22 protein-coding genes and 1 pseudogene are annotated in these 24,282 nt (G+C 70.2%); 8 read left to right on the forward strand and 15 right to left on the reverse strand.

Translation table 11 applies throughout. The annotated features are described in order from the left end of the window. Nucleotides 1-161: 161 nt before the first annotated feature. Nucleotides 162-2,303, reverse strand: a complete 2,142-nt coding sequence (locus ABH920_RS42910) for a RecQ family ATP-dependent DNA helicase (protein WP_370355079.1) — start codon at nucleotides 2,301-2,303, stop codon at nucleotides 162-164. 91 nt (nucleotides 2,304-2,394) lie between these two features. On the opposite strand from ABH920_RS42910, the gene ABH920_RS42915 reads away from it, so the two are divergent. Beyond that, nucleotides 2,395-3,660: a Shedu anti-phage system protein SduA domain-containing protein gene (locus ABH920_RS42915; protein ID WP_370355080.1), complete on the forward strand. Its 1,266-nt coding sequence runs from the start codon at nucleotides 2,395-2,397 to the stop codon at nucleotides 3,658-3,660. A 29-nt stretch (nucleotides 3,661-3,689) separates the two neighbouring features. Here ABH920_RS42915 and ABH920_RS42920 read toward each other — a convergent pair whose 3' ends face one another. Then, on the reverse strand, nucleotides 3,690-4,319 hold the full coding sequence (locus ABH920_RS42920) for a TetR/AcrR family transcriptional regulator (protein WP_370355081.1): 630 nt from the start codon (nucleotides 4,317-4,319) through the stop codon (nucleotides 3,690-3,692). Nucleotides 4,320-4,712: 393 nt separating this feature from the next. Here ABH920_RS42920 and argS point away from each other — a divergent pair, with 393 nt between their 5' ends. Then, entirely contained in the window at nucleotides 4,713-6,533 is a 1,821-nt protein-coding gene (gene argS, locus ABH920_RS42925) for an arginine--tRNA ligase (RefSeq protein ID WP_370355082.1), read from the forward strand. A 73-nt stretch (nucleotides 6,534-6,606) separates the two neighbouring features. Here argS and ABH920_RS42930 read toward each other — a convergent pair whose 3' ends face one another. From ABH920_RS42930 to ABH920_RS42960, 7 genes are all read right to left on the reverse strand, one after another. Next, a complete protein-coding gene (locus tag ABH920_RS42930; protein WP_370355083.1) occupies nucleotides 6,607-7,053 on the reverse strand; it encodes a DUF3224 domain-containing protein in 447 nt (148 codons plus the stop codon). A gap of 27 nt (nucleotides 7,054-7,080) precedes the next feature. Then, nucleotides 7,081-7,734 (reverse strand): hypothetical protein, encoded by a 654-nt coding sequence (locus ABH920_RS42935; RefSeq protein ID WP_370355084.1) that lies wholly within the window; start codon nucleotides 7,732-7,734, stop codon nucleotides 7,081-7,083. After that, nucleotides 7,731-9,416, reverse strand: coding sequence for a putative T7SS-secreted protein (locus ABH920_RS42940; protein WP_370355085.1), 1,686 nt, complete (start codon nucleotides 9,414-9,416; stop codon nucleotides 7,731-7,733). The genes ABH920_RS42935 and ABH920_RS42940 overlap by 4 nt, the downstream gene beginning before the upstream one ends. A 10-nt stretch (nucleotides 9,417-9,426) precedes the next feature. Then, nucleotides 9,427-9,774 carry a hypothetical protein gene (locus ABH920_RS42945; RefSeq protein WP_370355086.1) on the reverse strand — a complete coding sequence of 116 codons (348 nt, stop codon included), beginning with the start codon at nucleotides 9,772-9,774 and terminating at the stop codon, nucleotides 9,427-9,429. 122 nt (nucleotides 9,775-9,896) lie between these two features. Further along, a complete protein-coding gene (locus ABH920_RS42950; RefSeq protein ID WP_370355087.1) occupies nucleotides 9,897-10,613 on the reverse strand; it encodes an HAD family hydrolase in 717 nt (238 codons plus the stop codon). 51 nt (nucleotides 10,614-10,664) lie between these two features. Continuing rightward, nucleotides 10,665-11,450, reverse strand: coding sequence for an ABC transporter permease (locus tag ABH920_RS42955; RefSeq protein ID WP_370355088.1), 786 nt, complete (start codon nucleotides 11,448-11,450; stop codon nucleotides 10,665-10,667). Beyond that, entirely contained in the window at nucleotides 11,447-12,166 is a 720-nt protein-coding gene (locus ABH920_RS42960) for an ABC transporter ATP-binding protein (RefSeq protein ID WP_370355089.1), read from the reverse strand. The genes ABH920_RS42955 and ABH920_RS42960 overlap by 4 nt, the downstream gene beginning before the upstream one ends. A gap of 70 nt (nucleotides 12,167-12,236) precedes the next feature. Between ABH920_RS42960 and ABH920_RS42965 the strand changes: the two are divergent. Then, nucleotides 12,237-12,926 (forward strand): annotated as a pseudogene (locus ABH920_RS42965) (phosphotransferase family protein). Nucleotides 12,927-12,950: 24 nt separating this feature from the next. Here ABH920_RS42965 and ABH920_RS42970 read toward each other — a convergent pair. Further along, entirely contained in the window at nucleotides 12,951-13,673 is a 723-nt protein-coding gene (locus tag ABH920_RS42970) for a TetR/AcrR family transcriptional regulator (protein WP_370355090.1), read from the reverse strand. 73 nt (nucleotides 13,674-13,746) lie between these two features. Between ABH920_RS42970 and ABH920_RS42975 the strand changes: the two genes are divergently transcribed. Next, the gene (locus ABH920_RS42975; protein ID WP_370355091.1) at nucleotides 13,747-15,255 is read left to right on the forward strand and encodes an MFS transporter; all 1,509 of its coding nucleotides are present in this window, start codon (nucleotides 13,747-13,749) and stop codon (nucleotides 15,253-15,255) included. A gap of 165 nt (nucleotides 15,256-15,420) precedes the next feature. On the opposite strand, the gene ABH920_RS42980 is transcribed toward ABH920_RS42975, so the two are convergent. Genes ABH920_RS42980 through ABH920_RS42990 form a run of 3 tightly spaced genes read right to left on the reverse strand, consistent with a single transcriptional unit; the run spans nucleotide 15,421 to nucleotide 17,207 of the window. Continuing rightward, nucleotides 15,421-16,005, reverse strand: a complete 585-nt coding sequence (locus ABH920_RS42980) for a TetR family transcriptional regulator (RefSeq protein ID WP_370355092.1) — start codon at nucleotides 16,003-16,005, stop codon at nucleotides 15,421-15,423. 37 nt (nucleotides 16,006-16,042) lie between these two features. After that, nucleotides 16,043-16,582 (reverse strand): hypothetical protein, encoded by a 540-nt coding sequence (locus tag ABH920_RS42985; RefSeq protein WP_370355093.1) that lies wholly within the window; start codon nucleotides 16,580-16,582, stop codon nucleotides 16,043-16,045. Between the two features lie 16 nt (nucleotides 16,583-16,598). Then, on the reverse strand, nucleotides 16,599-17,207 hold the full coding sequence (locus tag ABH920_RS42990) for a hypothetical protein (RefSeq protein ID WP_370355094.1): 609 nt from the start codon (nucleotides 17,205-17,207) through the stop codon (nucleotides 16,599-16,601). Between the two features lie 71 nt (nucleotides 17,208-17,278). Here ABH920_RS42990 and ABH920_RS42995 point away from each other — a divergent pair, with 71 nt between their 5' ends. Then, nucleotides 17,279-18,025 carry an aspartate/glutamate racemase family protein gene (locus ABH920_RS42995; protein ID WP_370355095.1) on the forward strand — a complete coding sequence of 249 codons (747 nt, stop codon included), beginning with the start codon at nucleotides 17,279-17,281 and terminating at the stop codon, nucleotides 18,023-18,025. A 234-nt stretch (nucleotides 18,026-18,259) separates the two neighbouring features. Here the strand turns inward: ABH920_RS42995 and ABH920_RS43000 are convergent, their stop codons facing one another. Next, nucleotides 18,260-19,432, reverse strand: a complete 1,173-nt coding sequence (locus tag ABH920_RS43000; protein ID WP_370355096.1) for an aminotransferase class V-fold PLP-dependent enzyme — start codon at nucleotides 19,430-19,432, stop codon at nucleotides 18,260-18,262. 141 nt (nucleotides 19,433-19,573) lie between these two features. On the opposite strand from ABH920_RS43000, the gene ABH920_RS43005 reads away from it, so the two are divergent. The 3 genes from ABH920_RS43005 (at nucleotide 19,574) to ABH920_RS43015 (ending at nucleotide 22,595) form a co-directional block, all read left to right on the forward strand. Then, entirely contained in the window at nucleotides 19,574-21,127 is a 1,554-nt protein-coding gene (locus tag ABH920_RS43005) for an SPFH domain-containing protein (RefSeq protein WP_370355097.1), read from the forward strand. A 191-nt stretch (nucleotides 21,128-21,318) separates the two neighbouring features. Further along, the gene (locus ABH920_RS43010; protein ID WP_370355098.1) at nucleotides 21,319-21,645 is read left to right on the forward strand and encodes a hypothetical protein; all 327 of its coding nucleotides are present in this window, start codon (nucleotides 21,319-21,321) and stop codon (nucleotides 21,643-21,645) included. A gap of 215 nt (nucleotides 21,646-21,860) precedes the next feature. Then, entirely contained in the window at nucleotides 21,861-22,595 is a 735-nt protein-coding gene (locus tag ABH920_RS43015) for a hypothetical protein (RefSeq protein WP_370355099.1), read from the forward strand. A gap of 441 nt (nucleotides 22,596-23,036) precedes the next feature. On the opposite strand, the gene ABH920_RS43020 is transcribed toward ABH920_RS43015, so the two are convergent. Beyond that, complete coding sequence (locus tag ABH920_RS43020) at nucleotides 23,037-24,185, reverse strand: hypothetical protein (protein WP_370355100.1); 1,149 nt, start codon at nucleotides 24,183-24,185, stop codon at nucleotides 23,037-23,039. Between the last annotated feature and the right edge of the window lie 97 nt (nucleotides 24,186-24,282).

Here is a 24,282-nt window from a genome sequence, read left to right on the forward strand (position 1 = left end):
GCCGGTGGCGGCACTTTTGGGGGCCCCGGGGAGAGGGAGCCCTCGACGCGCGCGCCGCGAGCGCCTCGCCTCGCTCGCGTCGCGCGCTTTCCGTCGGTTTTTGCGAGTTACGGGTGACCAGTGACCAGTGACAGGTGACCGGTGACCAGTTGCCTGTTGGCTCAGGCCTCCATCGCCAGCGCGAACGGCAGCACTTCGTCGGCGCCGGCCTGCCGCAGCATCCGGGCGGCCACTGTCATGGTCCATCCGGTGTCGACGCGGTCGTCGACCAACAACACCGGCCCCTCGGCCGCCGCGACCGCGGCGGCCAGCTCGGCGCTGATCGTGAAGGCGTCGTGGACCTGCTTGAGCCGCTGTGCGCTGTTGCCCCGGCGGGCCTGTCCCGGTGCCGGGGCCGGGTCCACCGCGCCGAGGTACTCCAGGCGTCCGATGGCCGCGATGCGGCGTGCGGTGTCGGCGATCAGGGTGGGCCGGCTGTGCGAGCCGATCGAGACCACTGCTGTCGGGCGCTGCTTCCAGCCCCAGGCCGCCAGCACCTTCACGATGCCGTCGACCATCGGCTCGGGCAGCGCGCGGTCGGCGGTGCCGTCGGCGAGCAGTTCGCGCAGCCGGGTGCCCCAGCCCAGATCGGTCAGGCGCCCCAGGGCCCGACCGGTCTCCGCGCTCTCGCCCGGCGGGATCTTGCCGGTCAACGCGACGCCCAGGGCCGCCATCCCGGTCGGCCACAGCTTGCGCGCCGCGATCTCTACACCGGGTTTGGCCAGGGCGGCGCGCGCCGCCGCCGCGCCCTCGCCGCTGACGCTCGCGTTGAACCGCGCGCCGGCGCAGTTGTCGCAACGCCCACACGGTCCTTCGATAGCGGGGTCGTCCAACTGGCGGCGCAGGAAGGTCATGCGGCATTCGTCGGTGGTCTCGTACTCGATCATCGAGCGCTGCTCGGTCTCGCGGGCCGCCGCGACGCGCGCGTAGCGTTCGCCGTCGTACTCCCAGCTCTCGCCGGTCGAGACCCAGCCGCCCTTCACCCGCCGCACCGCGCCGTCGACGTCGAGCACCTTCAGCATCGTCTCCAGGCGCGAGCGCCGCAGGTCGACGCGCGGTTCCAGGGCCGCGGTGGACAGCGGCCGGCCGGCGGCGGCCAGCGCGTCCAGCGTCGCGCGGACCTGCTGCTCCGGCGGGAAGGCGAGCGAGGCGAAGTACTGCCAGATCGCCCGGTCCTCCTGCCCGGGCAGCAGCAGCACCTCGGCGTGGTCCACGCCACGGCCGGCGCGCCCGACCTGCTGGTAGTAGGCGATCGGCGAGTTCGGGGCGCCGAGATGCACCACGAACCCCAGGTCCGGCTTGTCGAAACCCATGCCCAGCGCCGAGGTGGCGACCAGCGCCTTGATCCGGTTGCCGAGCAGATCCGCCTCGGCCTGCCGCCGCTCGGCGTCCTCGGTACGCCCGGAGTAGGAGGCGACCTCGAACCCGCGGGAGCGCAGGAACGTCGCGACCTCGTCGGTAGCCGCGACCGTCAGCGTGTAGATGATGCCCGAACCCGGCAGCTCCGGCAGATGCTCGGCCAGGAACGCGAACCGCTCCTCGGGGCTGCCGAGGCGCACCACGTGAAGCGACAGGCTCTCGCGGTCCAGCGTCCCACGCAGCACCAGCGTGTCGGCTTCGCTGTGCGTGCCGAGCTGTTCGGCGACGTCGGCGACCACGCGCGCGTTCGCCGTCGCGGTCGTGGCCAGCACCGGCACGCCGGGCGGCAGATCGGCCAAGAACGTACGAATACGGCGATAATCGGGTCTAAAATCGTGTCCCCAATCACTAACCGTGTGCGCCTCGTCCACGACCAGCAGCCCGACCTCCGAGGCCAGCTTCGGTAGCACCTCGTCCCGGAAATCGGGGTTGTTCAGCCGCTCCGGGGAGATCAGCAGCACGTCAACCTCGCCGGCCGCGACCTCGCCCTGGATCTCCTCCCACTCGTGCAGGTTCGCCGAGTTGATGGTCCGCGCCCGGATCCCAGCGCGCTCCGCGGCCTCGATCTGGTTCCGCATCAAGGCCAAAAGCGGCGAGACGATCACCGTCGGCCCCGCCCCCCGAGCCCGCAGCAAAGCGGTGGCGACGAAGTACACCGCGGACTTCCCCCACCCGGTCCGCTGCACGACTAGCGCCCGCCGCCGCTCCTCCACCAGCGCGTGGATCGCCGTCCACTGGTCCTCCCGCAGCCGCGCCGACTCCCCGGCCAACCGCCGCAGCAGCGCTTCGGCCTCCTCGCGGACGGCGGGGGACGAGTCGGGGGCGGGTGCGCTGGTGTTGCTCATGGTCTTATTTGTACAGGTTCGCAGTGACAGGGCGGACCGGAGTCCGTCGATCGGTCGAGTGCCTGCGGCGGCGTCGTACTAGCGTTGGCTCATGCCGCCGAGATCAGACTGGACACTTGAGCTCCAACTGGAGATCGTCCGCAAGCAATGCGTCGATGTACGCGTGGCGGCGGCGGTAGATGACGTGATCAAGCATATGAACGGCGGTCAGAGCCGGTCCCGACGCGGTGGTAAGCGGCTGACAGATCTGCTGGAAGCCGCTCGTCGGCTGGCTGCGGACGGCGACGAGTGGCATGTGGTCCGGCTGCTGCAAGACTCGCTCGACTACGCCGAGAACAGGATCTTGCTGCCAGACTTTGAAGAGCGCTACCGGCTCTTCCGCGATGGCGCACGTTCCGACACCTCGCGTGAGTTCCTTGGGCGAATGATGGCCGCCTCTTACATCTTTGCCGTGGACACCCTGCGAGACTTCGTGGACGAAAATCCCCAGGCGAACTTCAGTGACTTTATTGCGCACTTCGAGTCGATGCGTGACGACGCACGCTTGCTGGAGGCGCCGGAAGACCAGCCCGGACGGTATCGGCTGATACGCGGGAAGGCCGAGATGGCTCTCTGGATCGAGCGGAAGCTTCGGGATCGGGTCGACGTCGAAGACGTCCGGGACGTCGCCCGGCGTCTGGTCGCCACGCCGGAGGCCCTGTTGGCGCTCGCGGCGGATGAGGACGGGATGCTTCTTCTGCGTGCGGCCGAGCTCCAGCAGCGTATGGCGAAGCTGGGGGAGTTGCGGAAGCTCGCGGAGGATCCGGGTGCTTCCGAACACGACCTGCAGCAGGCGTTCGAGGCGCAGCCTTGGATCTTCGGTGGCCAGTTCATCGGCACGGCCGCTCGACGAAGCCTGGTTCTCGGAAGCGAGGTGGACGTACCGCTGCTTCGAGCCGACGGGTCGCTCCACATCGTGGAGCTCAAGCGCGCGATGGGGCTTGCGTCGCCTCTCGTGGTCCGGCAGGGCGCGTCATTCGTTCCCGCCGCTGACGTTCACCACGCGGTGATGCAGGCCGTCACGTATCTGGTCGGCCTCGATGAGAATCGCCACCAAATTCGGGCCGAGCTGGGTATTGAGGCGCGCCGGGCGAGTGCGACGGTACTCATCGGTCATCCGGCTCTGCATCCGGAGATTCCCGAAGAGCAGATCAACGAGACTCTTCGTACGATGAACGCGCACGTCAGTCGTGTCGACGTGCGGACCTACAAGGAACTGATCGATGACGCTGAGCGTGCTCTCGGTGGTCCTACGGCGAACGCAGGCCGGGAAGTGCCGTCTCCAGTTTTCGGAATGAACCGAACCTTCGACCGGTAGCACTTCGCCTCGATCTCAGCGACGAGCGCTCAAGCCCGCCCCGGCTCCCGCAGCAATCCCAGCAGCGTCCGACTCAGCAACTCCGCCGCCTCCTCGCGCCGCACGCGCCCGGCGTCCGCCTCGGCGAGGGCGGCGTGGGCCAGCGCGTAGATGGATGCGGTCAGCCAGGGGAGGGGGAGGTCGGTGCGGAATTCGCCGGTGGTGCGGCCGCGGGCGACCACGGCTTCGATGCGGGCGAAGACCTGGTCGTGGAGGCGGCGGACCTTCTCTGGGCCGAGGTGGGCGGTGGCGGCGGCGAGCAGGCCTTGGTAGCGGCCCAGGAGCCAGGGGGCGTGCAGGAGGCGGTTCATCGCTTCGGTGGCGGTGCCGGATTCCAGGTTCAGGGTGGCGAAGGTGGCGTCGGCCTCGGTCAGGGAGCGGACCAGGAGGGCGTCGACGATGGCGGGGAGGGAGTCGAAGTGGCCGTAGACCGTCACGCGGCCGATGCCGGCGGCTTTGGCGATCTCGGTGACGGTGGCGTCGGGGCTGGTGCCGAAGCACTCCAGGGCCGCGTCGAGGATGGCGGTGATGGTCCGCTCGGCGTCGGCGCGCTTGGCGGGACGGCCTTCGGCCGCCGGGGCGCCGCCGGAGCGGGGGCGCTTGTCGGTCTTGTCGGCCATGGGCAAAGCCTAGGGGCGGGGTGGGACGGCGTGGGGCGGCGTGATGCGGCGGGATGCGCGGCGGTAGCAGGCGCCGCCGGATCAACGTCGTGGTGACGATCGACAACGCCGCGGGTGACAGCAGCGCGGCGGCGTCCCAGGCCGTCGGCGAGCCGGCCGCCGAGCAGCAGCAGCCCGCCGAAGCACAGCGTGTACGCGGCCGGCACCCATGTCAGTGCCTGGCGCCCGAGGTCCAGGTCGCGGGCCATCGACTGCGGACGTGTTCCATCGGATTCCCCCTCCGATCGAAGAAGTCAAACGCCAGTGTTCGAGTTGTCCGAACGGCCCTGGACGATAGGCTTGATACACCCCCACCGAAACCCCGGCGAACCGGTCCGAGCAGCGAGGAAACCCATGGCCAAGGCACTGTCGGAGATCCTGGCGGACGACGTCCGCGCCGCGCTGACCGCGGTCCTGGGTGACGCGGCGCGCGACGCCGACCCGCTGATCCGACCCTCCGACCACGCCGACTTCCAGGCCAACGGGGTGCTGCCGCTGGCCAAGGCCGTGAAGGGGAATCCGCGGGAGCTGGCGACGCGGGTGGCGGCGGTGCTCGTGCCGGCGGCCGAGGGTGCCAACGGTGCCAACGGTGCTGACGCCCCCGACGCCCCCGCGACCGTCTCCACCTCCGGCGTGATCGCCGCCGTCGAAGTCGCCGGCCCCGGCTTCCTCAACCTCACCCTCACCGACGCCGCCCTGGCCGCGCAGACCGCCGAGCGCCTTGGCGACCCGCGCCTGGGCGTGGCGCCGACCGCCGTCGGCCAGACCACCGTCATCGACTACTCGCAGCCGAACATCGCCAAGGAGATGCACGTCGGCCACCTGCGCTCGACCGTCATCGGCGACGCGCTGGTCCGGCTGCTGGAGTTCGACGGCCGCACCGTGGTCCGGCAGAACCACCTCGGCGACTGGGGCACGCAGTTCGGCATGCTGATCCAGTTCCTGGTCGAGCACCCCGAGGCGCGCCCGGCTGAGGCCGAGCACTCCGGCGAGGTCGCCATCTCCTGGCTGACCGCCCTGTACCGGGACGCCCGCGCGCACTTCGAGTCCGACGCCGAGTTCGCCGACCGGGCCCGCAAGCGTGTGGTGACGCTGCAGGGCGGCGACGAGGAGTCGCTGGCGGCCTGGCGCGAGATGGTCGCGGAGTCCAAGCGCTACTTCGAGGACGTCTACGCCCGCCTGGACGTGCGCCTGGTCGACGCCGACGCGGTCGGCGAGAGCTTCTACAACCCCTACCTCGCCGAGGTCGCCGCCGACCTGGAGGAGCGCGGCATCGCGGTGTGGAGCGAGGGCGCGCTGTGCGTGTTCTTCGACGACATCAAGGGCCCCGACGGCGACCCGGTCCCGCTGATGGTGCGCAAGAGCGACGGCGGCTTCGGCTACGCCGCCACCGACCTGGCCGCCGTCCGCTACCGGGTCAACACCCTGAAGGCCGACCAGATCCTGTACGTGGTCGACAGCCGCCAGGCCCTGCACTTCCGCATGGTGTTCGAGACCGCGCGCCGCGCCGGCTACCTGCCGGAGGGCGTGGAGGCGGTGCACGTCCAGTTCGGCTCGGTGCTGGGCACCGACGGCAAGCCGTTCAAGACCCGCGCCGGCAAGACCGTTCGCCTGATCGAGCTGCTGGACAACGCGGTCGACCACGCGGTGGCCACCGTCGAGGAGAAGAACCCGGACCTGGCGGCCGCCGACGCCCGCGCCGAGGCGAAGGTCGTCGGCATCGGCGCGGTGAAGTACGCGGACCTGTCGACGTCCCGCACCAAGGACTACATCTTCGACCTGGACCGCATGGTCTCACTGCACGGCAACACCAGCGTCTACCTGCAGTACGCGCACGCCCGGATCCACTCCATCCTGCGCAAGCTCCCGGCGGGCACCCCGGCGCAGGTGCACCCGGAGCTGGCGCTGGAGCCGGCCGAGCGCAAGCTGGCGCTGCACCTGGACGACTTCGGCGCGACGCTGGCGACGGTGACGGAGAACTTCGAGCCGCACCGGCTGGCCTCCTACCTGTACTCGCTGGCGCAGACGTTCTCGGACTTCTACGAGAACTGCCCGGTGGTGAAGGCGCCGACCGACGCGGCACGGGAGAACCGGGCCGCGCTGGCGCGGCTGACCGGGGACACGCTGAAGCTGGGGCTGGCGCTGCTGGGGATCAGCGCGCCGGATCAGTTGTGAGTCGGGCAGAGCGGCTGTGAGCTGGCCGCGGCTGCTGTGAGCTAGAGCGGCTGTGCCTGGCGGCGATTGTGCGTTAGGACGGCGATTGCCCCGGCGCTTCGGCGACCGGGGCGATGTCGTACTCGTAGTCGAACCGGATGCGGTGCGTGCCATCGTCGTCGATCTCGATGCTCCCGGTACCGGCGATCCCGGCCAGCTCACCGGTCCCGCTGCCGGGCACGATCAGGAAGTACTCGTCGTCCCGGTCGGCCCCGCCGCTGGTCGCGGAGTGCACGAAGTTGAAGGTGCCGGCCCGTCCGTCGAGCGTCCCCTCGAACGACTCCAGCGCGACGTAGGTCCCCGCACCCCGATCCTGGTCGTAGGCCGAGGTGAACAGGGTCGCGGAGCGTCCGGCGACACCGCCCTCGAAGGTCTTCTCCATCGTCGCGACACCGGTCGGCGTGGCCGTGACGATGTCGAGCGACGGCTCGACGGCGACCGGCGCGAACGACGCCACGGTGAACGTGCCCTCGGTTCTCATGGGATGACGGTAGCGGGTCGGGGCGGGCTATTTCGGGGTCGGTGAGGTAGAGGTCGAGGTTGAGGTTGAGGTTGAGGTCGAGCTTGAAGCCGTGGCCGAGGTTCGAGACGGGGACGCGGTCACGATGCCGCCGAGGTCGCTTGCGTCCACGTTGTTGATCTCGAACTCAGGAAGCACGGGCTTGCTGTCATCGCCCGATATCGGCATGAAGAGCCCGATCCAACTACCGCCGGGCAGTGTGCGACCTCCGGCGCCGTCGCCGTTGTAGCTCGGATACTTCTTCGCTGTTTCGTACCAGAGGTTGATCGGGGCGGACGGGAACTGCCACCGGGCTCCGAGATCTTTAATGGTCTGGTATGCCTGGTCGATGGTTTGTGCCCCCAGGCCGACGCGGATCGCGACGATCCGCGTCGGGTCATGGAGATCGCCGTCAATCATCAGATCCACGTGTTGTGCCGAGTAGATCTCTCCGTCGGACAGTGTGATCGACACATTCACGTCCGATAGGTCGACGGTGTTCTCTGGAAGTCCCAGAGTCTTGATGTCGGCAGGCTTGCGGAGATCCCACACCACGCTTTTGATGTGATCCGTAGAGGTTGCCGCATTCGATGTGCAGCCGGCCACCGTGGCGAGCAGGCCGACGGAGGCGATCGAGGTCAGTAGCCTGACCGACGTTTTCATTCGAAGAGCCCATTCGCGACGAACTTGGCGATGTCGAACCGGTACTTGGCGGCCGCCTCGTCCAGTGGCTCGTTGATCGCCGCATTCAACTGGTCGGGGTGGTTGTGGAGCATGTCCTGGTAGCTCGGGTAGATGCTTTTCGTGACCCAGTCCCATCGGGGATCGGTCTTCGTCAGGCCGTTGCTGTAGAAGTCATGGAACGGTTGGCCGCCGGGAACTGGATTCTGCGCGCTGTCCGAGAGGAACGCATCGAACTCGAACCCGATGGCGCCGTTGTGGTAGATCGCTGACATGTATTTTGGGATGATGACCCGTTGCTCCCGGAAGGCGAAACGGAGGTTCGCCGCGGCGATTTGCTGAGGATCGCCGGATGCGAGTTCGCTCCATGCCTGGACATCCAGGCGGTCGATATGACCTGCTAGTCCCTGTATCGCTGGAAGTCCGCCTCGTAGATAGGCTTCGTGCTGACCTCCGATATCCGTGAATATGGCTTTCTGGGCTTGCAGTAGCTGCTCTTGCGTGAACTGGAGGGCGCTGCCCACGCCGACATCGCCCTTGTTGTCGTCCAGGTCCAGCATCCCGGCATAGACCGTCACGCCCGCGAGCCGACCGAGCCCCATCCACTGGAACTCCGGGTGCGCGTCGAACATCTCGCGATACCACTCGTACGACTTCCGCACGTTGTCCTTGTTCGCAGAGAAGCCCTTCGTCGGATCCCAGGATGCATAGTCGATCCCCGCATCCTCCGCTGCTCGCATCGCGTAGTACTCGGCGACCGACGGCACGCCCGGAAGCCCTTGCAGCATAGCCACGCCGACATCCAGGTACAGCGTGCGCTCGGCGTCCGGCAGCGCTGCCCACCAGGCCGCACGCGCCTGCGCATCCGTCGGAATCTGCTTCCGCAGTTCATCCGCGTGCTGGTTGTACCAGTCCTCCGGGACCAGCGTCTCGGTCGAGTCCGCCTCGTTGTTCAGTGCGGTGTCGAGCGAGGGATCGATGTATCCCGTCTGCTCCGCGTACAACACCTCGACCCGAAGGTTGTCGTCCTGGGCCGTCCATTGCTTGTCCGACAGCCCGTCCTGCCCGGCGAAGTCGAGGATCCTCGCCGCAGCCCGCTGCGCCGCGATGTCCTGCGTGTTCCGCGCGTCCTCCCACAGCCGCCGCGCCTGGTGCCAGCCGGCGTCGCCGTCGGCGAACGCGGCCTGTCCCGGCTGCCCCTGGGGCATCGGGTCCGGGACGATGTTGGCCGGCAGCGTCGGCGATTCGGACACGGTTACCGGGCCGTGCTGGTACCCCGCCGCCGCGAGCTGCTTCTCGGCGTCGTTCACGGTCAGCAGCGCCCGGAACGCGGTGTCCTGCGCGTGCTCGAGCTCGGGCACGTACGTGTCCAGCGCGTCGGCGGCGGCGACGTGCCGCGGAATGGTGCGTAGCAGCTCCGCCGCCAGGTTCTCGCAGCGGATGCGGAACTCCCCGCCGGCGCCGGAGTTCCAGAACTCGGCGCTGCACACGGTGCGCAGGTACTCCGCGGTGTCGAACGCCTGGCGGGCCAGTCGTCGGTACTCCTGCGCGTGGCAGCTCAGCTGGTCCGGGTCGCCCGGTGTCGGATTCGACCTGTCCAGCGGGTACCAGTCGATGTCGCCGTTCCCGCCGTCGATCGCCTTCGAGCTGTACCTGTTCGGCATCGGCTGCTCCTCAGTCCAGGGCGGGACGGATGTGGCCGCGCATGGCCGGCGGCGGCAGCACCGGCTCCAGCGCCCGCGTCAGGGCCAGGCTGAGGTCCTTGTCGGCCTGGGCATACGCCTCGGCGGCGGCGTCCGACAGGCGCGCCAGGTCGTCGAGATCGCTGAGGAGATTGCGGAGCCTGATGTTCCAGTCGTCGGCGAACTCCGCCAGCGCCTGGGCCAGCACCGGTACCCCGGCTTCGCTGAGGAACGTGCTCTGGTCGACCGCCGTGACCTTCGCGTACTGCCCTTGCAGGTTCCGAAGACCCGGCCCGATGTCCCGGATCTTGTCCAGGTCGGCGTGCAGCTGATCCCCCATCCCGGCCCCCCGGCTTCGGTGTGGTGCGTATGAGGGCTCTGATACTAGAGGGGTCGCCGACCTGCGTTCAACTCTTATCGAAACTCGATGGTCGCGGACAGTGACCGACGCGGTCGTCGGTTCTACCTCCGGGCCGCCGCCGTCGCCTCGGCGATGGCCGCCAGTACCCGGCCGGTGTCCGCGAGATCGTCGAGCACGACTTCCGCCCCCGCGTCCCGCAGGTCCGCGGCCGATGTCGTGCCGCTGGCGACGGCGACCACCGCGGCGCTGTGCGCGAGCGCCGCCTCCACGTCGCGGACCGTGTCGCCGAGGATGACGGTCTCGGCCGGCGCGTACGTTCGGCCGTAGCAGGCCTCGGTGCGGCGCCAGGCGTGGGGGATCAGGGCGTTGCGTTCGAGCTCGTCGTCGCCGTAGGCGCCGATGGGGAAGTCGATCCAGGAGTGCAGGCCGAACGCCTGCAGCTTCATCTCCGCGACGGTGCGGATGTTGCCGGTCAGTACCGACTGCCGGACGTCCGCTTCGGCGTCGAGTGCCTGGAGCGCCGCCAGGGCGCCGGTCAGTGCGTAGCCGCGGGCCTTGGTGGCTTCGGCTCGGCTCAGCAGCGAGCGCTCAAGGGTGGCCAGGAACCGGGTGAGCAGTTCGGGGTCCGGGTCGACGTCGTGCATGCGCAGGACGCGGACGGCCATCGCGCGCTCGGTGAGGCCGTTGAACGTCATGTCGCCGCGCCAGGGGCTGCCGACGGTCTCCAGTACGGCTTCGGCGTAGGCCTCCGTGGCGACGCCGTTGGTCTTGATCAACGTCTGGTCGATGTCCCACAGCACCAGCAGTCCGCCGCCCACACCCGGCTCCTTCTGTCGTCGGCCGTGACCGGCCTTCGTCGGCCGCGCCGCTCACTCCGTCCGGCGACGCAGCGTCACAGCGCCCAGCGCCAGCGCGAGCACCCCGGCACCGGCGATGATAGCCATGTCGGCGATCAGTCCGCCGCTCACCGCGGACCGCGACGTGATCTTGTCCATCGCGTCCACGGCGTACGACAACGGCATCACGTCCGACACCCAGCGCAGCACCGTCTGCATCCGGTCGCGCGGCGTGAACAGCCCGCAGAGCAGGAACTGCGGCAGTACGAACGCCGGCAGGAACTGCACCGCCTGGAACTCCGTCCGCGCGAACGCGCTCGTGAACAGCCCCAACGCCGTCCCCAGCAGTGCGTCGAGTACCGCGACCAGCACCACCGCCCACGCCGGCCCGGCCACCGACAGCCCCAGCGGTCCGATCGTCAGCGCCGACACCAGCAGCGCCTGCACCAGCGCGACCGTGCCGAACGCCAGCGCGTACCCGCCGAGCAGGTCGCCCTTGGCCAGCGGCATCGTCAGCAGCCGCTCCAGGGTGCCGCTGGTCCGCTCGCGCAGCATGCCGACCGAGGTGACCAGGAACATCACGATGAACGGGAAGATCCCCAGCAGTGCCGCGCCGATCGACTGGAACACGTGCGGCGAGGCGTCGAAGACCCACTTCAGCAGGCTGATCAGGACGCAGGGTACGACCAGCATCAGCGCGATCGTGCGCGGATCGTGCCGCAGCTGCTCCAGGACCCGGCGCGCGGTGGCGGTGGTACGCCGCAGGCTCATGCCGCCGCTGCCGTTCATGCCGCTCCGGCTCATCCCGCTCCCGCTCATGCCGCCGCCCCCACCAGCCGCAGGAACGCGTCCTCGACATCGCTCGCGCCGGTCCGGGCCAGCAGCCCCTCGGGCGTGTCGGAGGCCAGGATGCGCCCCTCGCGCATGAGCAGCAGCCGCGTGCAGCGCGAGGCCTCGTCCATGACGTGGCTGGAGATGAGGAACGTCACCGGATCAGCGCCGCCCGCCAGCCGATGGAACAGCCCCCACAGCTCGGCCCGCAGCACCGGATCCAGCCCGACCGTCGGCTCGTCGAGCACCAGCACCCGCGGCGTCCCGAGCAGCGCCGCAGCCAACGACACCCGCGCCCGCTGCCCGCCGGACAACCGGTCGGCCCGCGCGCCTTCCCTGCCCTCCAGCCCCACGGCCGCGATCACCCGATCGGGATCCTCGTGCGGCGCGCCCAGCACGGCCGCGAAGTAGCGCAGGTTCTCGATCACCGACAGGTCGCCGTAGACCGAAGGGGCCTGAGTCACGTACCCGATCCGGTCGCGCAGCGCCGCACTGCCCGCCGGCGCCCCGAGTACCCGCACCTCGCCGCCGGCCACCTTCTGCACGCCGACCACGGAGCGCAGCAGCGTCGTCTTCCCGCACCCCGACGGCCCCAGCAACCCGGTGACCGAACCGGCCTCCACCTGCGCGTCCACGGCGTGCAGCACCACCTGCCCGCCGCGCACGACGCGCAGCCCGCGCACCTCGACCGCGTAATTCATCATGCGATGAGTTTCTGCCCGAGACGGAACGGGTGTCAAGGACCGCCGAACTCATCTGTGCCACGATTCGGGGATGGACACGACCGACGTCGCACGCGCGATCGCAGCCGCGACCTCGGTCGCCGCATCGCTCGGCCTGCCGGCCGACGACGCCGTCGTCCTGCACGACTCGAACCGGCTGGCGTTGCGGCTGACGCCGTGCGACGTGCTTGCCCGGGTCGCCCCTGCGGGACATGACGCCGGGCAGTTCGAGATCGAGCTCACGCGACGGCTTCACGGTGACGCTGTGGACCTACTACGAACGCCAAGGCACTGGAGCAACTGCACGCCGGCATGCGCACCGTTGAGACGCCGAGCCCACGATTCACGGACCGCGCCGCGGAAGCGGAAGACATTCTCGCCGACACGGACCGCGCGTTCCTCAGCAGCAGACTGAGAAGCCTGCGACGTGCGATCGAAGACCGCGGCGCCGCAGAGCAACTGCTCCACGGCGAGCCGCATCCGGGCAACGTGCTCAGCACGAAGAACGGCCCGCTGTTCGTCGACCTTGAGACGTGCTGCCGCGGACCCGTCGAGTTCGATCTCGCGCACGTCGCCGAGGCGGTACGCGAGCTTTACCCGAACGTCGACCAAGAACTGCTCGACGAGTGCCGGCAGCTCGTTCTCGCGATGGTCGCAGCCTGGCGCACTGCTGCGTTCACTGCGCGAGGGGCCTCCTTGGCCGACGCTCAACACGGTCGTCAGACGACTGGACGCTCTGTAGAAGCGGAGAAGACAGCAGCGCCGCCTACAGCACCTCCGCCAACCCCCGAGCCAGCTGCTCGTACACCTGCTCCGAACGAGCGTCGGCGCGCGCCAGCAACTCGTCCTTGCCCATCCCCGCAGCCAAGTCCCTCTGGTAGCGCACCTGCGCCGCCTGCACCGCCCCCGCGATCTGAGCCGCCGCGATCTCCAGCTGGAAGCGGTCAGCCTGCGGGTACTGCTCGATCATCAACTCCGTGAGCAGGTTCTGCCGCTCGTACATGAACCCCACCGACCGCGTCCACAGCGTCGGGTACTCCCTGAGCAGCCGTGAGAACGTCCGTGAACGCTCCACCTGCTCCGGCGTCTGGACGTAGTACCGGTACATCTCCTGCTGCCACTCCTTCACCGCCGCCAGCACGCCGATCTCCGGCGCGCGCGAGCGCAGCGCGGTGCGCAGCCGGTCGTTGGCCTCGTGCCGCAGCTCCCAGACCAGGTCTTCCTTCGACGCGTAGTGCGTGAACACCGTGGCCGGGGCGACGTCGGCGGCGCGGGCGATCTCGGCCATCGTGACGTGGTCGTAGCCGCGCTCGGCGAACAGGGTCATCGCGGCGTCGTGGATGGCTCGGCGGGTGCGCTGCTTCTTGCGTTCGCGCAGGCCCAGCTGCGGCGGGTCGCTCTGGGGCGGGTCGCTGCGCGGGTCGAGCTTGCCGTGTTCAGGCGCGGCGAGCGCGTCGGCCGCGTCGGGTGCTCCAGCTCCGGTCTCCATGAAATAAATACTAGCTGGACTTCGTCTATCATTAGAGTCACTCTAAAATTAAACGCGCTCCGGGGAGGGTCCCTTGTCTTCGACCGATCAGATAGCCGACACGCCACCGTCGTCCGCGTCATCGGCGTCATCGGCGTCGTCCGCGCAGGCCGCGGCCGTGCCGGGCCCGCGCGCCGGCGGCTCGCGGGTGGGCAACAAGACCGCGCTGCTGATCATCGCGTGTGTCGCCCAGTTCATGGTGGTGCTCGACGTGAGCATCGTGAACGTCGCGCTGCCCGCCATGCGCGGCGCGCTGGACCTGTCGCCGACCGGCGTGCAGTGGGTCGTCAACGCCTACGCGCTCGGGTTCGCCGGCCTGCTGCTGTTCGGCGGACGTGCCGCCGATCTGTTCGGCGCCAAGCCGGTGTTCCTCACCGGCCTGGTCGGCTTCACCGCCGCCAGCCTGGCCGGCGGCATGGCCGACACCGGCACGCTGCTCATCGCGGCCCGCTCGGTGCAGGGTCTGGCCGGCGCGGTGCTCGCCCCGGCGACCATGACGCTGATCATGACCACGTTCACCGACCCGCGCGAGCGGACCAAGGCGCTGGGCGCCTGGAGCGCCACGATGGCGGCCGGCGGGGCGATGGGCGCCGTCGTCGGCGGGATGCTCACGCAGTGGGTGAGCTGGCGCTGGGTGCTGTTCGTCAACGTGCCGGTCGGCGTGGTGCTGATCCTGGCCGCGGTGCCGCTGATCGCCCGCACCCGGGGCCGCGGCGCCACGCTGCGGACGCTGGACCTGCCCGGCGCCATCACCGTCACGCTCGGCCTGACCGGCATCGTCTACGGCGTCGTCACCACCGACACGCACAGCTGGGGCTCCGGCGCGGTGCTCGCGCCGCTGTTCGGCGGCGTGGTGCTGCTGGCGCTGTTCGTCCTGCTGGAGGCGCGCAGCAAGCACGCCCTGGTGCCGCTGCGCGTGTTCCGGAACCGCTCGCTGGCCGTGGCGGACGTCGCCGCGCTGCTGATCGGCGCCGGCATGTTCGCGATGTGGTTCTACGTCAGCCTGTACCTGCAGCAGGTGCTCGGGTTCGACGCGCTGCGGGCCGGGTTCGCCTTCGTGCCCGGCTCGGCGATGATCGTGCTCGGCACCATGCTGGCCACCCGGGCGCTGCCCCGGATCGGCCCGCGTCCGCTGCTGCTGGTCGGCCCGGTGGTCGCGGCCGTCGGCCTGGCCTGGCTGTCGCGCTTCCCGGCCGGCGGCTCGTACACCGTCGACGTCCTGGGCCCGCTGATGCTGCTCACGTTCGGCATGGGCCTGGCCATGACGCCGCTGGCCGTCGCCGGAACCGCCGGCATGCCGCGGCACGAGGCCGGCCTGGCCTCCGGCCTGATCAACACCTCCCGCCAGGTCGGCGGCGCCATCGGCCTGGCCGCGCTGTCCACGGTCTCCGCGCACATCGCCGCCGGCCACGGCGGCAGCCCGAAGTCCGCGCTGGCCGCGGGCTACGGCGGCGCGATGATCGGCGCGGCGATCGCGGTGGCCGCGGCCGGCGTCGTGGCGGCGATGCTGCCGCGACGCGGAAGCGAGCCGGCAAAGGGGTAGGCGCCGACGCGCACGGAACCCGACCCCCTCGGACAGGCGGCGTGGTTCGGACCCGGAGACGGGTTCGGGCCGCGCCGCCTACTTTTTGCTGCGCTGATTCTTACCGCGCCGATTCTCGCTGGGCCGATTTTGCCGCGCTGATTCTCGCTGCGCTGATCTTTTGCGCTAGCCCAAAAGCCGCTGCAAAGCCGGAGCCAGCAACGCCACCAACTCCTCAGAACCCAGCGAAGCCACCGGCTCCACCCGGATCACATACCGCGCCATCGCCAACCCGATGATCTGCGCCAACGCCATCTCCACCCGCGCCTCGGCGTCCGCCCCGCCGACCCACGCCGCCAACGGCGCGATCAGCCGCGGCTGCGCGAACCCGCGCACCAACGCCGCCATCTCCTCGTTCGACGCGATCGTCCGCAGCACCGCCAGCAACCGCTCCCGCGCCTGCGGCACCTCCCACAGCCCGACCACGAACCGCGCCAGCCGCTCCCCGACCCCCGCCGCGTCCCCGGCCACCTGCTCCAGCACCACCGCCGGATCCACCGGGAACTCCAGCGCCGCCAGGAACACCCGGTCCTTCGACCCGAAGTAGTGGTGCACCAGCGCCGAGTCCACACCGGCCGCCCGCGCGATACCCCGCACCGTCGCCTTCTCGTACCCCCGCGAGGCGAACTCGGCGCGCGCCGCGTCCAGGATCTCGCCGCGGGTGTCGGCCGAACCGGGTCGGCGGCCCGGGCGCTTGGCGGGGGCGGTCATGATTCTCACAGTAGCCGCCGGGTGCGGGGGCGGGCCGCTACAGCGTGTCCCACCAGCGGACATCGGGCAGGTCCGGCGCGTCGGGGTGCTCGAAGTAGAACGGGACGCTGAAATGCTTCGCCAGCCCCGTTCCCAGCTCGGTGGCCTCCTCGGATTCCGTCCACGGCGGCACCCGGCCGTTGAACAGCCGGATGTCGCCTCCGTGCCGGATCATCGCCAGTTCGTGCTCGGCGCGCGGATCGGTGGTCACGGCCACGAGCAGCACCATCCAGCCGACGGAGTCGCCGTCCCAGATCGCTTCGATCGCGTCGGGACGGTCCGGCAGCTCGCAGACCTCGGCGATCAACGTCGCCAGGTCGCGGGGCGGCTCGGGCTTGGGCTGGACGCGGTCGGCAAGCGTGCTTCGCCGTCGGAACACGAGCCGTTGACAGTCCTGAAGCGAGATACGCTCCGCACCGCTGCGGCTGGTCCACAGCGTATGGACAGCGGCGAACCACTCGTCCACCAGTACGAACTCGTCCACTCGCGCTCGAAGTGCTTCCGGCAGCGCCTCCCACTCGACCTCGGCCTCAGTCACGGCCCAGACCGTAGCCCTACACCACGCCCGACAGCACGTCATAAAGCAGCGCCCGAAACGCCCGCACGTCCCGCAGCAGGTTCTCGCTCACCACCAGCGTGCCGTCGGCGAGCAGCCAGAACACCCGCCCGGCCACCGGCAGCACCGTGATGTCGAGCTCGAACTCCCGGGCCTGCCGGCCGAGTTCGGCCTCCAGCTGCTTCACCACCGCGCCGGGTTCGCGCGCGATGTAGGGCGGGGCGCCGCTGCTGCGCGGGGCCAGCGGGCGGTAGTCGGACGACCAGCGCGAGGCGTCGCGGAAGCCTGCTTCGACCAGCGTCTTCAGTTCCGGGGAGCGGACCAGGAGTTCGAAGCCGGGTGGGCCGAGCGTCTGTTGGGCGAACCAGTCCTCCAGCCGGCCCTCCCACAGGCCGAGCCACAGTCCGGTCCACTGCGCGGTGGCGTGGGGTCCGGCCAGCGCCGCCAGGTCCTTGTCCACCGGCACCGGTGGGTCCAGCGGTGGGATCGCGGGATCCAAGTCCGGGGCCATCCCCGAGGCGTCCCGCAGCCACAGTGCCATCGTCATCGTCCGCCGGTCGCCCACCGCGATCCGCCAGCCGGCGCCCCGTTCCCGTCGCAGCCGCACGCTTCCAGCATCGCCGACTACGCCGCCGAGCGGAACGCCCCGGGCGCCGGGACTGCCGGGACAATGGTCCGATGCAGAACCGCGACCACCGCCACCTTGGCATCCTCGCCCACTCCGCCGAAGGCGCCGCCCTGTCCTTCCAGACCTTCTGCCGCGAAGGCTTCGCCCGCCTCGGCCCGCACGACCACCCGGACGTCACCCTCGACCTGATCCCGCTGGCCCGCTCCATGCCGTACTGGGAATCAGGCGACTACCACGCCGTCCGGGACATCCTGCGCGAGAGCGCCGAGCGGCTCGCAGCCGCCGGCGCCGACTTCTTCATCTGCCCCGACAACACCGCCCACCTGGCCTTCGAGCTCGACGGCGACCCCTACCCGATCCCCGGCCTGCACATCGCCGAGGTCGTCGCCGACGAGGCCGCCGCCCGCGGCCACCGCAAGGTCGGCATCCTCGGCACCCGCTTCACCATGGAAGGGCCCGTGTACCCCGGGGCCCTGGCCGCGCGCGGCATCGACTCGGCCGCCCCCGACGCCGCCGACCGGGCCACCGTCGACACGATCATCTTCGACGAGCTCGTCAACGGCGTGTTCACCGACGGCAGCCGCGACGCCTACCGCCGCGTCATCGAGCACCTCTCCGCCGCGGGCTGCGACGCCGTCGCCCTGGTCTGCACCGAGATCCCGCTGCTCGTCACGCCCGGGATCTCGCCGCTGCCGACCCTGGACTCCACCCGGCTCCAGGCGCGCGCGGCGTTCGAGGTCGCGATCAACGCGCGCGCCCTGCCGACGTGGCGCGGCGGCCCGCCGGCCCGGCCCTAGTGAGCCGACTTCGAGATTCACCGGCACCACGTGAGTCGAGTTCCGCACCAACGCGCAGGTCGGGCGAGGGCACACCGCCGTAATTGCGCTCGCGAATCTCGAAGTCGGCTCACTGGCCCCGGCCGTGCTCCCGGGATTGGCCCCGCCGCCAGGTCGGGCCCGGCCCCCGCCCCGGCCCCGGCCCCCGCCCCAGCCCCAGCGCCGGCCCGGCCCGCCCCAGCGCCCGCCCGGCCCTCAGTCCTCCAGGACCGACCGGATCCCCGCCGCGAGCCGGTCGTACTCCGCCGGGGCGTTGTAGATGTTCGCGCTGATCCGCAGCAGGTGCCGGCCGTTCCACTTCGGCACCGCCACCTCCACGCCGAGCCGGTCGGAGATCTCGCCCTGCAGGTCGCGCGGGTCGTCCTCGGCGACGGGCAGCGGCACCAGGCGCATCGACACCCCGGGGTCGCCGGGCAGCGTGGCCGGGTCGAGGTCCAGGGCCGAGGCCAGCGCGGCCTGTCCGTACTCGGCGAGCTTCACGTTGTGCTCCCGCACCCGTTCCGGGCCCAGCGCGCGCAGGAAGGCGATGCCGTTCGGTGCGGCCAGACGGGACGTCGGGTCGTGCGTCCCGATCTCCTGCAGGTTCAGCGGGAACTGCTCGCCCTCGCCCCACGACACGATCGGGTTGCGCAGTGCCGGGCGCCACTTCGGCGCGGCCCAGAACGCCCCGGCCGAGCGCGGCGCGTAGCCCCACTTGTGCAGGTTCCCGCCCCAGAAGTCAGGGTTCAGCGCCGCCAGGTCGACCGGCACCATGCCGGGGGCGTGTGCGGCGTCGACGACGACGATCACGCCGCGTTCCCGCAACGCCGGCACCAGGTCCTCGACCGGGAACAAGCGCGCGGTCGAGGAGGAGACGTGGTCGATCAGCGCGACCTTCGTGCGCGGCGTCACTGCGGCCAGCACGGTCTCGGCGATCTCCGCGGCGTCGGCGGTCAGCGGGATCCGCGCGGTCACCACGCTCGCCCCGGCCTCCCGGGCCCGGCGCTCGACGGCCCAGGTCGAGGTCAGGTAGCCGTGGTCGGTGACCAGCACCTCGTCCCCGGCTGCCAGCGGCACCGAGCCGATGGCGATCGTGACGGCGGTGGTGACGTTCGTGACCAGCGCGACCTGGTCGCCGGCCGGCGCGCCGAGGAACTCCGCGGCGGCGCGGCTGGCCGTGGCCATCCCCGGTGCCAGCTCCCGGCGGAAGAAGCGGGTGGCGTTCGCGTTCATCCGGTCCTGCCACTGCTGTTGGTTGAGCAGGACGGTGCGCGGGGAGTTGCCGAAGCCGCCGTGGTTCAGGTAGGCGTGGCCCGGCTGGAGGGTGTCGAACAGGGCACGGATCTCGGTCCAGTCGTCGCCCCAGAAGGGGTTCTCGAGGGTCTCCATGCCCGACGAGCGTATCCGGCCGGACCGGACCGGCCCAAGGGCCACTTCGGCATCTCTGGCCCGCTGCCGCGTTCCGGCTCCGAGTGTCGTCGAGCCCTGCTACGGTTCCGACACCATCGCGACTATCCAGGGGGTGACATCGTGCCAGACCAAGGTCGCAACACCTATCTCGACGACGTCTTGGCCAATCAGGAGCGGCTGGAGTCGGACCTGCGCTCCAAGGGCTACGCGGCGACGAACGCCGGCCCCGGCGCCGTTTCGGCCTCCGGCAGTCCGCGCCCGCAGGTTCCTTCATCCGACCAGGTCCGGGGTGTGGCGGACGCGCGGCTGCCCGCGCCCTCGATGCCCGCGCCGCCCGCCCCGGCCGGCTCCGTCGCTCCGGCCGCGCCGAGCCGGGGCCGCGCCGCGCGCCTTGAACGTTTCGCCGCCGAGGTCGACGCGGGCCGGGGCGGCGGTGGTGGCGGTGGCGCTGGCGTCGGGGCGTCGGCCGCCGCCAACGGCGTCGAGGTCCGGATCACCGGCGTCGGACGCTGGAAGACGGTGCTGGTCCCGCCGAACGCCTTCGTCGTCCACACCCGCCGCGGCGAGACCGAGCCCCGGCACATCGGCCTCGGCGTGTCCTTCCGCTACCGGCCGGCGACCGACTCGTTCCTGGTCGTGCCCGGGGCGATGCAGACCATCCTGATGAACGCGTTCTGCATCTGCAGCGAGCTCCAGGGCATCCTTGTCCAGGCCTACGTGCAGTGGATCATCGAGGACTTCGGCATCGCCTACCGCCGGCTGGACTTCTCCGACCCGGAGGATCCGATGCGGCTGGTGAACCTGCAGCTGCGGGAGCAGGCCGAGGCGGCGATCAAGGACAAGGTCGCCACGATGAGCGTGCACGAGGTGCTCTCCGACCGGCAGCCGATCATCGAGGAGCTGACGGCGCGGCTGCGCGGCGTGGCCGAGGGCGCCGGGCAGGCCGAGGACGGCCTGGGCCTGCGGATCGTCACCGTGCAGATCAAGGAGGCGGTGGTCAGCTCCAAGACGCTGTGGGAGAACCTGCAGAAGCCGTTCCGTTCCGAGCAGGGGCGGCTCGCGGCGCTGGCGGAGCTGGCGGCGGACAGCGTCATCACCGACAGCCGCATGGCCGAGTCGCGCAAGCAGGAGACCCGGCGGCTGTCGGACGAGCGGGAGCTGTCCGAGCTGCGGGCGCTCAACGCGGCGCGCGAGTTCGACCGGGACGCCGCGGAGCAGTCGCGGCGCGACGAGCAGTCGCAGAACAACGCGCGCAAGGCCGCGGACGAGGCGCACCGGACGCGGCTGCACACGCTGGCCCTGGAACGGGAGCGGCACGAGCAGGAGAGCGTGATGGCCCGGCTGCGGTTGGAGGAGGAGCAGGAGCTGGCTCGGACGCGGCTGGACGCCGAGCTCGCGGCGGTGCGGGCGCGGCACGCCGCCGAGCACGACCGGCAGGTGCTGGAGCTGGAGCGCGAGCGGGTGCGGGCGGAGCTCGCGAACGCTCGGACGGCGGCGGCGTTGCAGGCCGAGCTGATCGGGCGGCTGCCGGAGATCGTGGAGAAGCTGCCGGTGCCTTCGGAGTACAAGGCGGTGACGGTCGGGGGTGCGGACGGCGGGTCGCTGGCCGGGGTGGTGGCGCAGGTTTCGGCGGTGCTCGGGGCGCTGAAGGTGGGGGATGCGGGGCGGGAGTAGGGCGCCGGTTCGGTAGAGCGTTGATTCGGTAGGGCGTCGATTTGGTAGGACGCTGATTCGGTAGGGCCTCGGCTTCGCAGGTCGGGCGGTTCGGGACGGGTGTCTCCGGGCCGCTCGACCGCTCAGGGTGATCACCTATTATGTTAGGATTGCCGATCGTAATGTAATTGATCCAGGGTGGGGAGTTCACCATGACCGAGTCGTTGCCCGCGACGGCGTTCGTCCGCGTCTCGCGGTTCACCTACGAGCCCGAGCGCTTCGCCGAGATCGAAGCCATGAACATGCGGATCTCGGAATACCTGATCCCGGCCATCAACCAGCTGCCGGGGATCCTGCACTTCTACGCGGCGGTCTCGCCGCAGGGCTCGGCCGTGCACGTCAGCGTCTGGGACACCGAGGAGCACGCCAAGCAGCTGGACCACTTGAAGGAGATGGTCGTCATCGCGCGCGGCGAGGCGGAGGCCGCCGGGGCGACGTTCCATCCGGTGGTCAACTACCCGGTCGGCTGGACCATCTGAGCCGACGCCGGATCCGGCCGGCGCTCTCAAGTGACTACTTCGAGCCCTCACCGCGTCGGCCAAATTACCTACATCCCATCGGGGCACTTCTGCCATCATCGTGCACACGCCACGGGCCCCGCCGACCCGTTCAACGGATTGTCGGCACCTGTCCATAGGCTCTGCATCAGAACAAATCAGATTAACGACATGCGCTCCGCATGGGGGGAACCATCATGGCCACGAAACTCAGCCAGATCATCGCCATCGAGAAGGGCGTCAAGAGCAAGTCCTACGCCGAACTCACCCAGGCCCACCACGACGTCCAGAAGCAGCCCCTGCTCACCGGGCTGAGCCGCACCTACCAGGCCAAGGACGAGGACGGCGAGCAGCTGCCGCCGGAGTCCACCCGCGTGCAGGTCAAGGCCGAGGACGTGCTGCGCCAGATCTCCGCCGGCCTGACCCGGCTGTTCGACGTCACCGCCACCAAGGACTGGGCGAACTGCGTGGCGCGCGCCGACGTCGTCGTCGAGGGCCGCACGCTGCTGCGCGACGTGCCGGTGTCCTACCTGTTGTTCCTGGAGAAGCAGCTCGCCGACCTGAACACCTTCGTCAAGAAGCTGCCGGTGCTGGACGCCGCCGAGTCCTGGACCGCCGACCCCTCCACGGACTGGTACCGCACCGAACCGGTGCGCACGCTTCGCACCAAGAAGGTGCCGCGCAACCACGTGAAGGCGGAGGCCACCGAGAAGCACCCGGCGCAGGTCGAGGTCTACTACGAGGACATCACGGTCGGCTACTGGACGCAGACCAAGTTCTCCGGCGCGCTGCCCGCGCAGCGGGTCAACGAGCTCGTGGAGCGCGTGGAGAAGCTGAGCCAGGCGGTGAAGTTCGCCCGCGAGGAGGCCAACACCTTCGAGGTCAGCGACCAGCGGGTCGGCGAGGCGGTATTCGGTTACCTGTTCGCCTGAGGTTTCGCTAGGATCGGCGGCGAGCGACCAAGCTTAATGTGACGCCTGAAACTGACGAACACTGTGACAGTGGGGGTTCGAATCCCTCTCTCCGCCAAACCGTGCGGAGGTAGCCCAAGCAGGTAGAGGCAGCAGTGATGAAGCTCAGACTCTCGCTCCAAGCTTAGCCCTCGCCGTCCATCGCCGGATCGACCGGAAGCGGGTCCAACACCGAGGTTGCAGGTTCGAGCCCTGTTCCCTGCTCTCTCATGCGGGGATAGCTCAATAGGAAGAGCGCGGTGCCTCAGATTTACCCGCTTTCTTAAACGCCATCGGCGTGCGCACTACGACGGCACCACACCTTTGAAGTGTGGAGAGGCCCAGGGCGGGCAAAACCCTGGGCCTCGCCCCTTTTCTGCATAAGGGCATAAGGGCACGAACTCCTCGGCCATGACAAACCCCTTACCCCACGGCAGGGCCCGCGTATTCCCGCCCTTCAGCCTCGGCCAGCTTGCGCCCGGCGTTGAGCTGGAACGGGCTGATCCCTCCAGCGTCCCACGGGCCGACGCTGCCCGCCGTGACCGCTTCCGCGCTCTTGGGCGGCAGCAGCAGCTCCTTGCGCAGTACCGCCACCGGCTTGTCGGCGACCGCGAACCAGTCGGTGGCCATGAAGTCGTTGCTGCCCGTGCACAGCGCCGCGCGGCGCAGCGCGTCGCCGAAGCGGACCGCCATGCCCGGCTGCGACAGGTGCCCGCGGTCGGCCTGGAACAGGCCGGCGCCGGCGGCCAGGGCGCCGGTCTCGAACAGGCTCACCACCATGGCCAGCAACGAGAACGCGTGCAGGTCGTCGTTCGCGCGGGCGATGAAGGCGAAGATCTCGATCTCTGACTCGACCCGGGTCCCGTAGTCGGCCAGGATGTGCACCCAGTCGTGCTGCGCCAGCAGCGGCGGGGCGGAGCCCGGGGCGCCGGGGAAGGTGAAGCCGCGCGTCTTGTAGAAGTCGTATACGCCGCGCCCGAGCGTCCCGGCCGGCAGCTCCCCGAGCGAGGCCCAGCGTGCGGCCAGCGCCGGGTCGTCCTCGACCGGGGTCCACGGTCCGGTCAGGGCGCCGTCGCCGACGTGCAGCTGCTGCGTGTGGCGGACGTCGAAGTCGTGCAGATACCCGTTGCGGTCGAAGTCGATCGCGGCCAGCCGGCGCCCGGAGTCGGCGTGGCCGAGCAGCACGTCCTCCAGGTCGTCGTGGACCGACAGCTCCGCGGCGAACTCCGCGACCCGGCTGGCCACCTCCGGCGGCAGCGGGTCCAGCACCAGCTCGGCGGTGACCATCGTCTGCACGATCCGGCCCCGGAACGCCGCGTTGCGCCGGTGCAGATCCTCGGCGAGATCCCTCGCGCCGTAAGGCTTCTCGGCCAGCTCGGCCTGCACCGCCAGCGGATCGATGTCGAACCCGGTCAGCGAGTGGAACATCGCCGCCAGCAGCGTCTGCTGCAGACCGGTCAGCCCGCCCCGCGGAGCGACGGCGGAAATGACGCCGCGCGCCACGCAGGCGACCTCGGCGGCGTCCGGCGGCAGCAACAGGACGGAGGCGTCGTCGGGCAGGGGGACGGGCATGCGGCGCTGCCTTCCGGTGCGGCGGGCTCGGGCAGCCCATTGTTCCGCGCCGCGGACGTCTGCGGGGAGATCGCGAAATACATTGCGAAGCCGATCA

Origin of the sequence: Catenulispora sp. EB89 (assembly GCF_041261445.1) — a bacterium.
GTDB lineage: Bacteria > Actinomycetota > Actinomycetes > Streptomycetales > Catenulisporaceae > Catenulispora.

Coding starts and splice junctions, on each gene's coding strand:
- ABH920_RS42910 (WP_370355079.1), bottom strand. CDS start 2,303: ATGAGCAACACCAGCGCACCCGCCCCCGACTCGTCCCCCGCCGTCCGC.
- ABH920_RS42915 (WP_370355080.1), top strand. CDS start 2,395: ATGCCGCCGAGATCAGACTGGACACTTGAGCTCCAACTGGAGATCGTC.
- ABH920_RS42920 (WP_370355081.1), bottom strand. CDS start 4,319: ATGGCCGACAAGACCGACAAGCGCCCCCGCTCCGGCGGCGCCCCGGCG.
- argS (WP_370355082.1), top strand. CDS start 4,713: ATGGCCAAGGCACTGTCGGAGATCCTGGCGGACGACGTCCGCGCCGCG.
- ABH920_RS42930 (WP_370355083.1), bottom strand. CDS start 7,053: ATGAGAACCGAGGGCACGTTCACCGTGGCGTCGTTCGCGCCGGTCGCC.
- ABH920_RS42935 (WP_370355084.1), bottom strand. CDS start 7,734: ATGAAAACGTCGGTCAGGCTACTGACCTCGATCGCCTCCGTCGGCCTG.
- ABH920_RS42940 (WP_370355085.1), bottom strand. CDS start 9,416: ATGCCGAACAGGTACAGCTCGAAGGCGATCGACGGCGGGAACGGCGAC.
- ABH920_RS42945 (WP_370355086.1), bottom strand. CDS start 9,774: ATGGGGGATCAGCTGCACGCCGACCTGGACAAGATCCGGGACATCGGG.
- ABH920_RS42955 (WP_370355088.1), bottom strand. CDS start 11,450: ATGAGCGGGAGCGGGATGAGCCGGAGCGGCATGAACGGCAGCGGCGGC.
- ABH920_RS42960 (WP_370355089.1), bottom strand. CDS start 12,166: ATGATGAATTACGCGGTCGAGGTGCGCGGGCTGCGCGTCGTGCGCGGC.
- ABH920_RS42970 (WP_370355090.1), bottom strand. CDS start 13,673: ATGGAGACCGGAGCTGGAGCACCCGACGCGGCCGACGCGCTCGCCGCG.
- ABH920_RS42980 (WP_370355092.1), bottom strand. CDS start 16,005: ATGACCGCCCCCGCCAAGCGCCCGGGCCGCCGACCCGGTTCGGCCGAC.
- ABH920_RS42995 (WP_370355095.1), top strand. CDS start 17,279: ATGCAGAACCGCGACCACCGCCACCTTGGCATCCTCGCCCACTCCGCC.
- ABH920_RS43000 (WP_370355096.1), bottom strand. CDS start 19,432: ATGGAGACCCTCGAGAACCCCTTCTGGGGCGACGACTGGACCGAGATC.
- ABH920_RS43010 (WP_370355098.1), top strand. CDS start 21,319: ATGACCGAGTCGTTGCCCGCGACGGCGTTCGTCCGCGTCTCGCGGTTC.
- ABH920_RS43015 (WP_370355099.1), top strand. CDS start 21,861: ATGGCCACGAAACTCAGCCAGATCATCGCCATCGAGAAGGGCGTCAAG.
- ABH920_RS43020 (WP_370355100.1), bottom strand. CDS start 24,185: ATGCCCGTCCCCCTGCCCGACGACGCCTCCGTCCTGTTGCTGCCGCCG.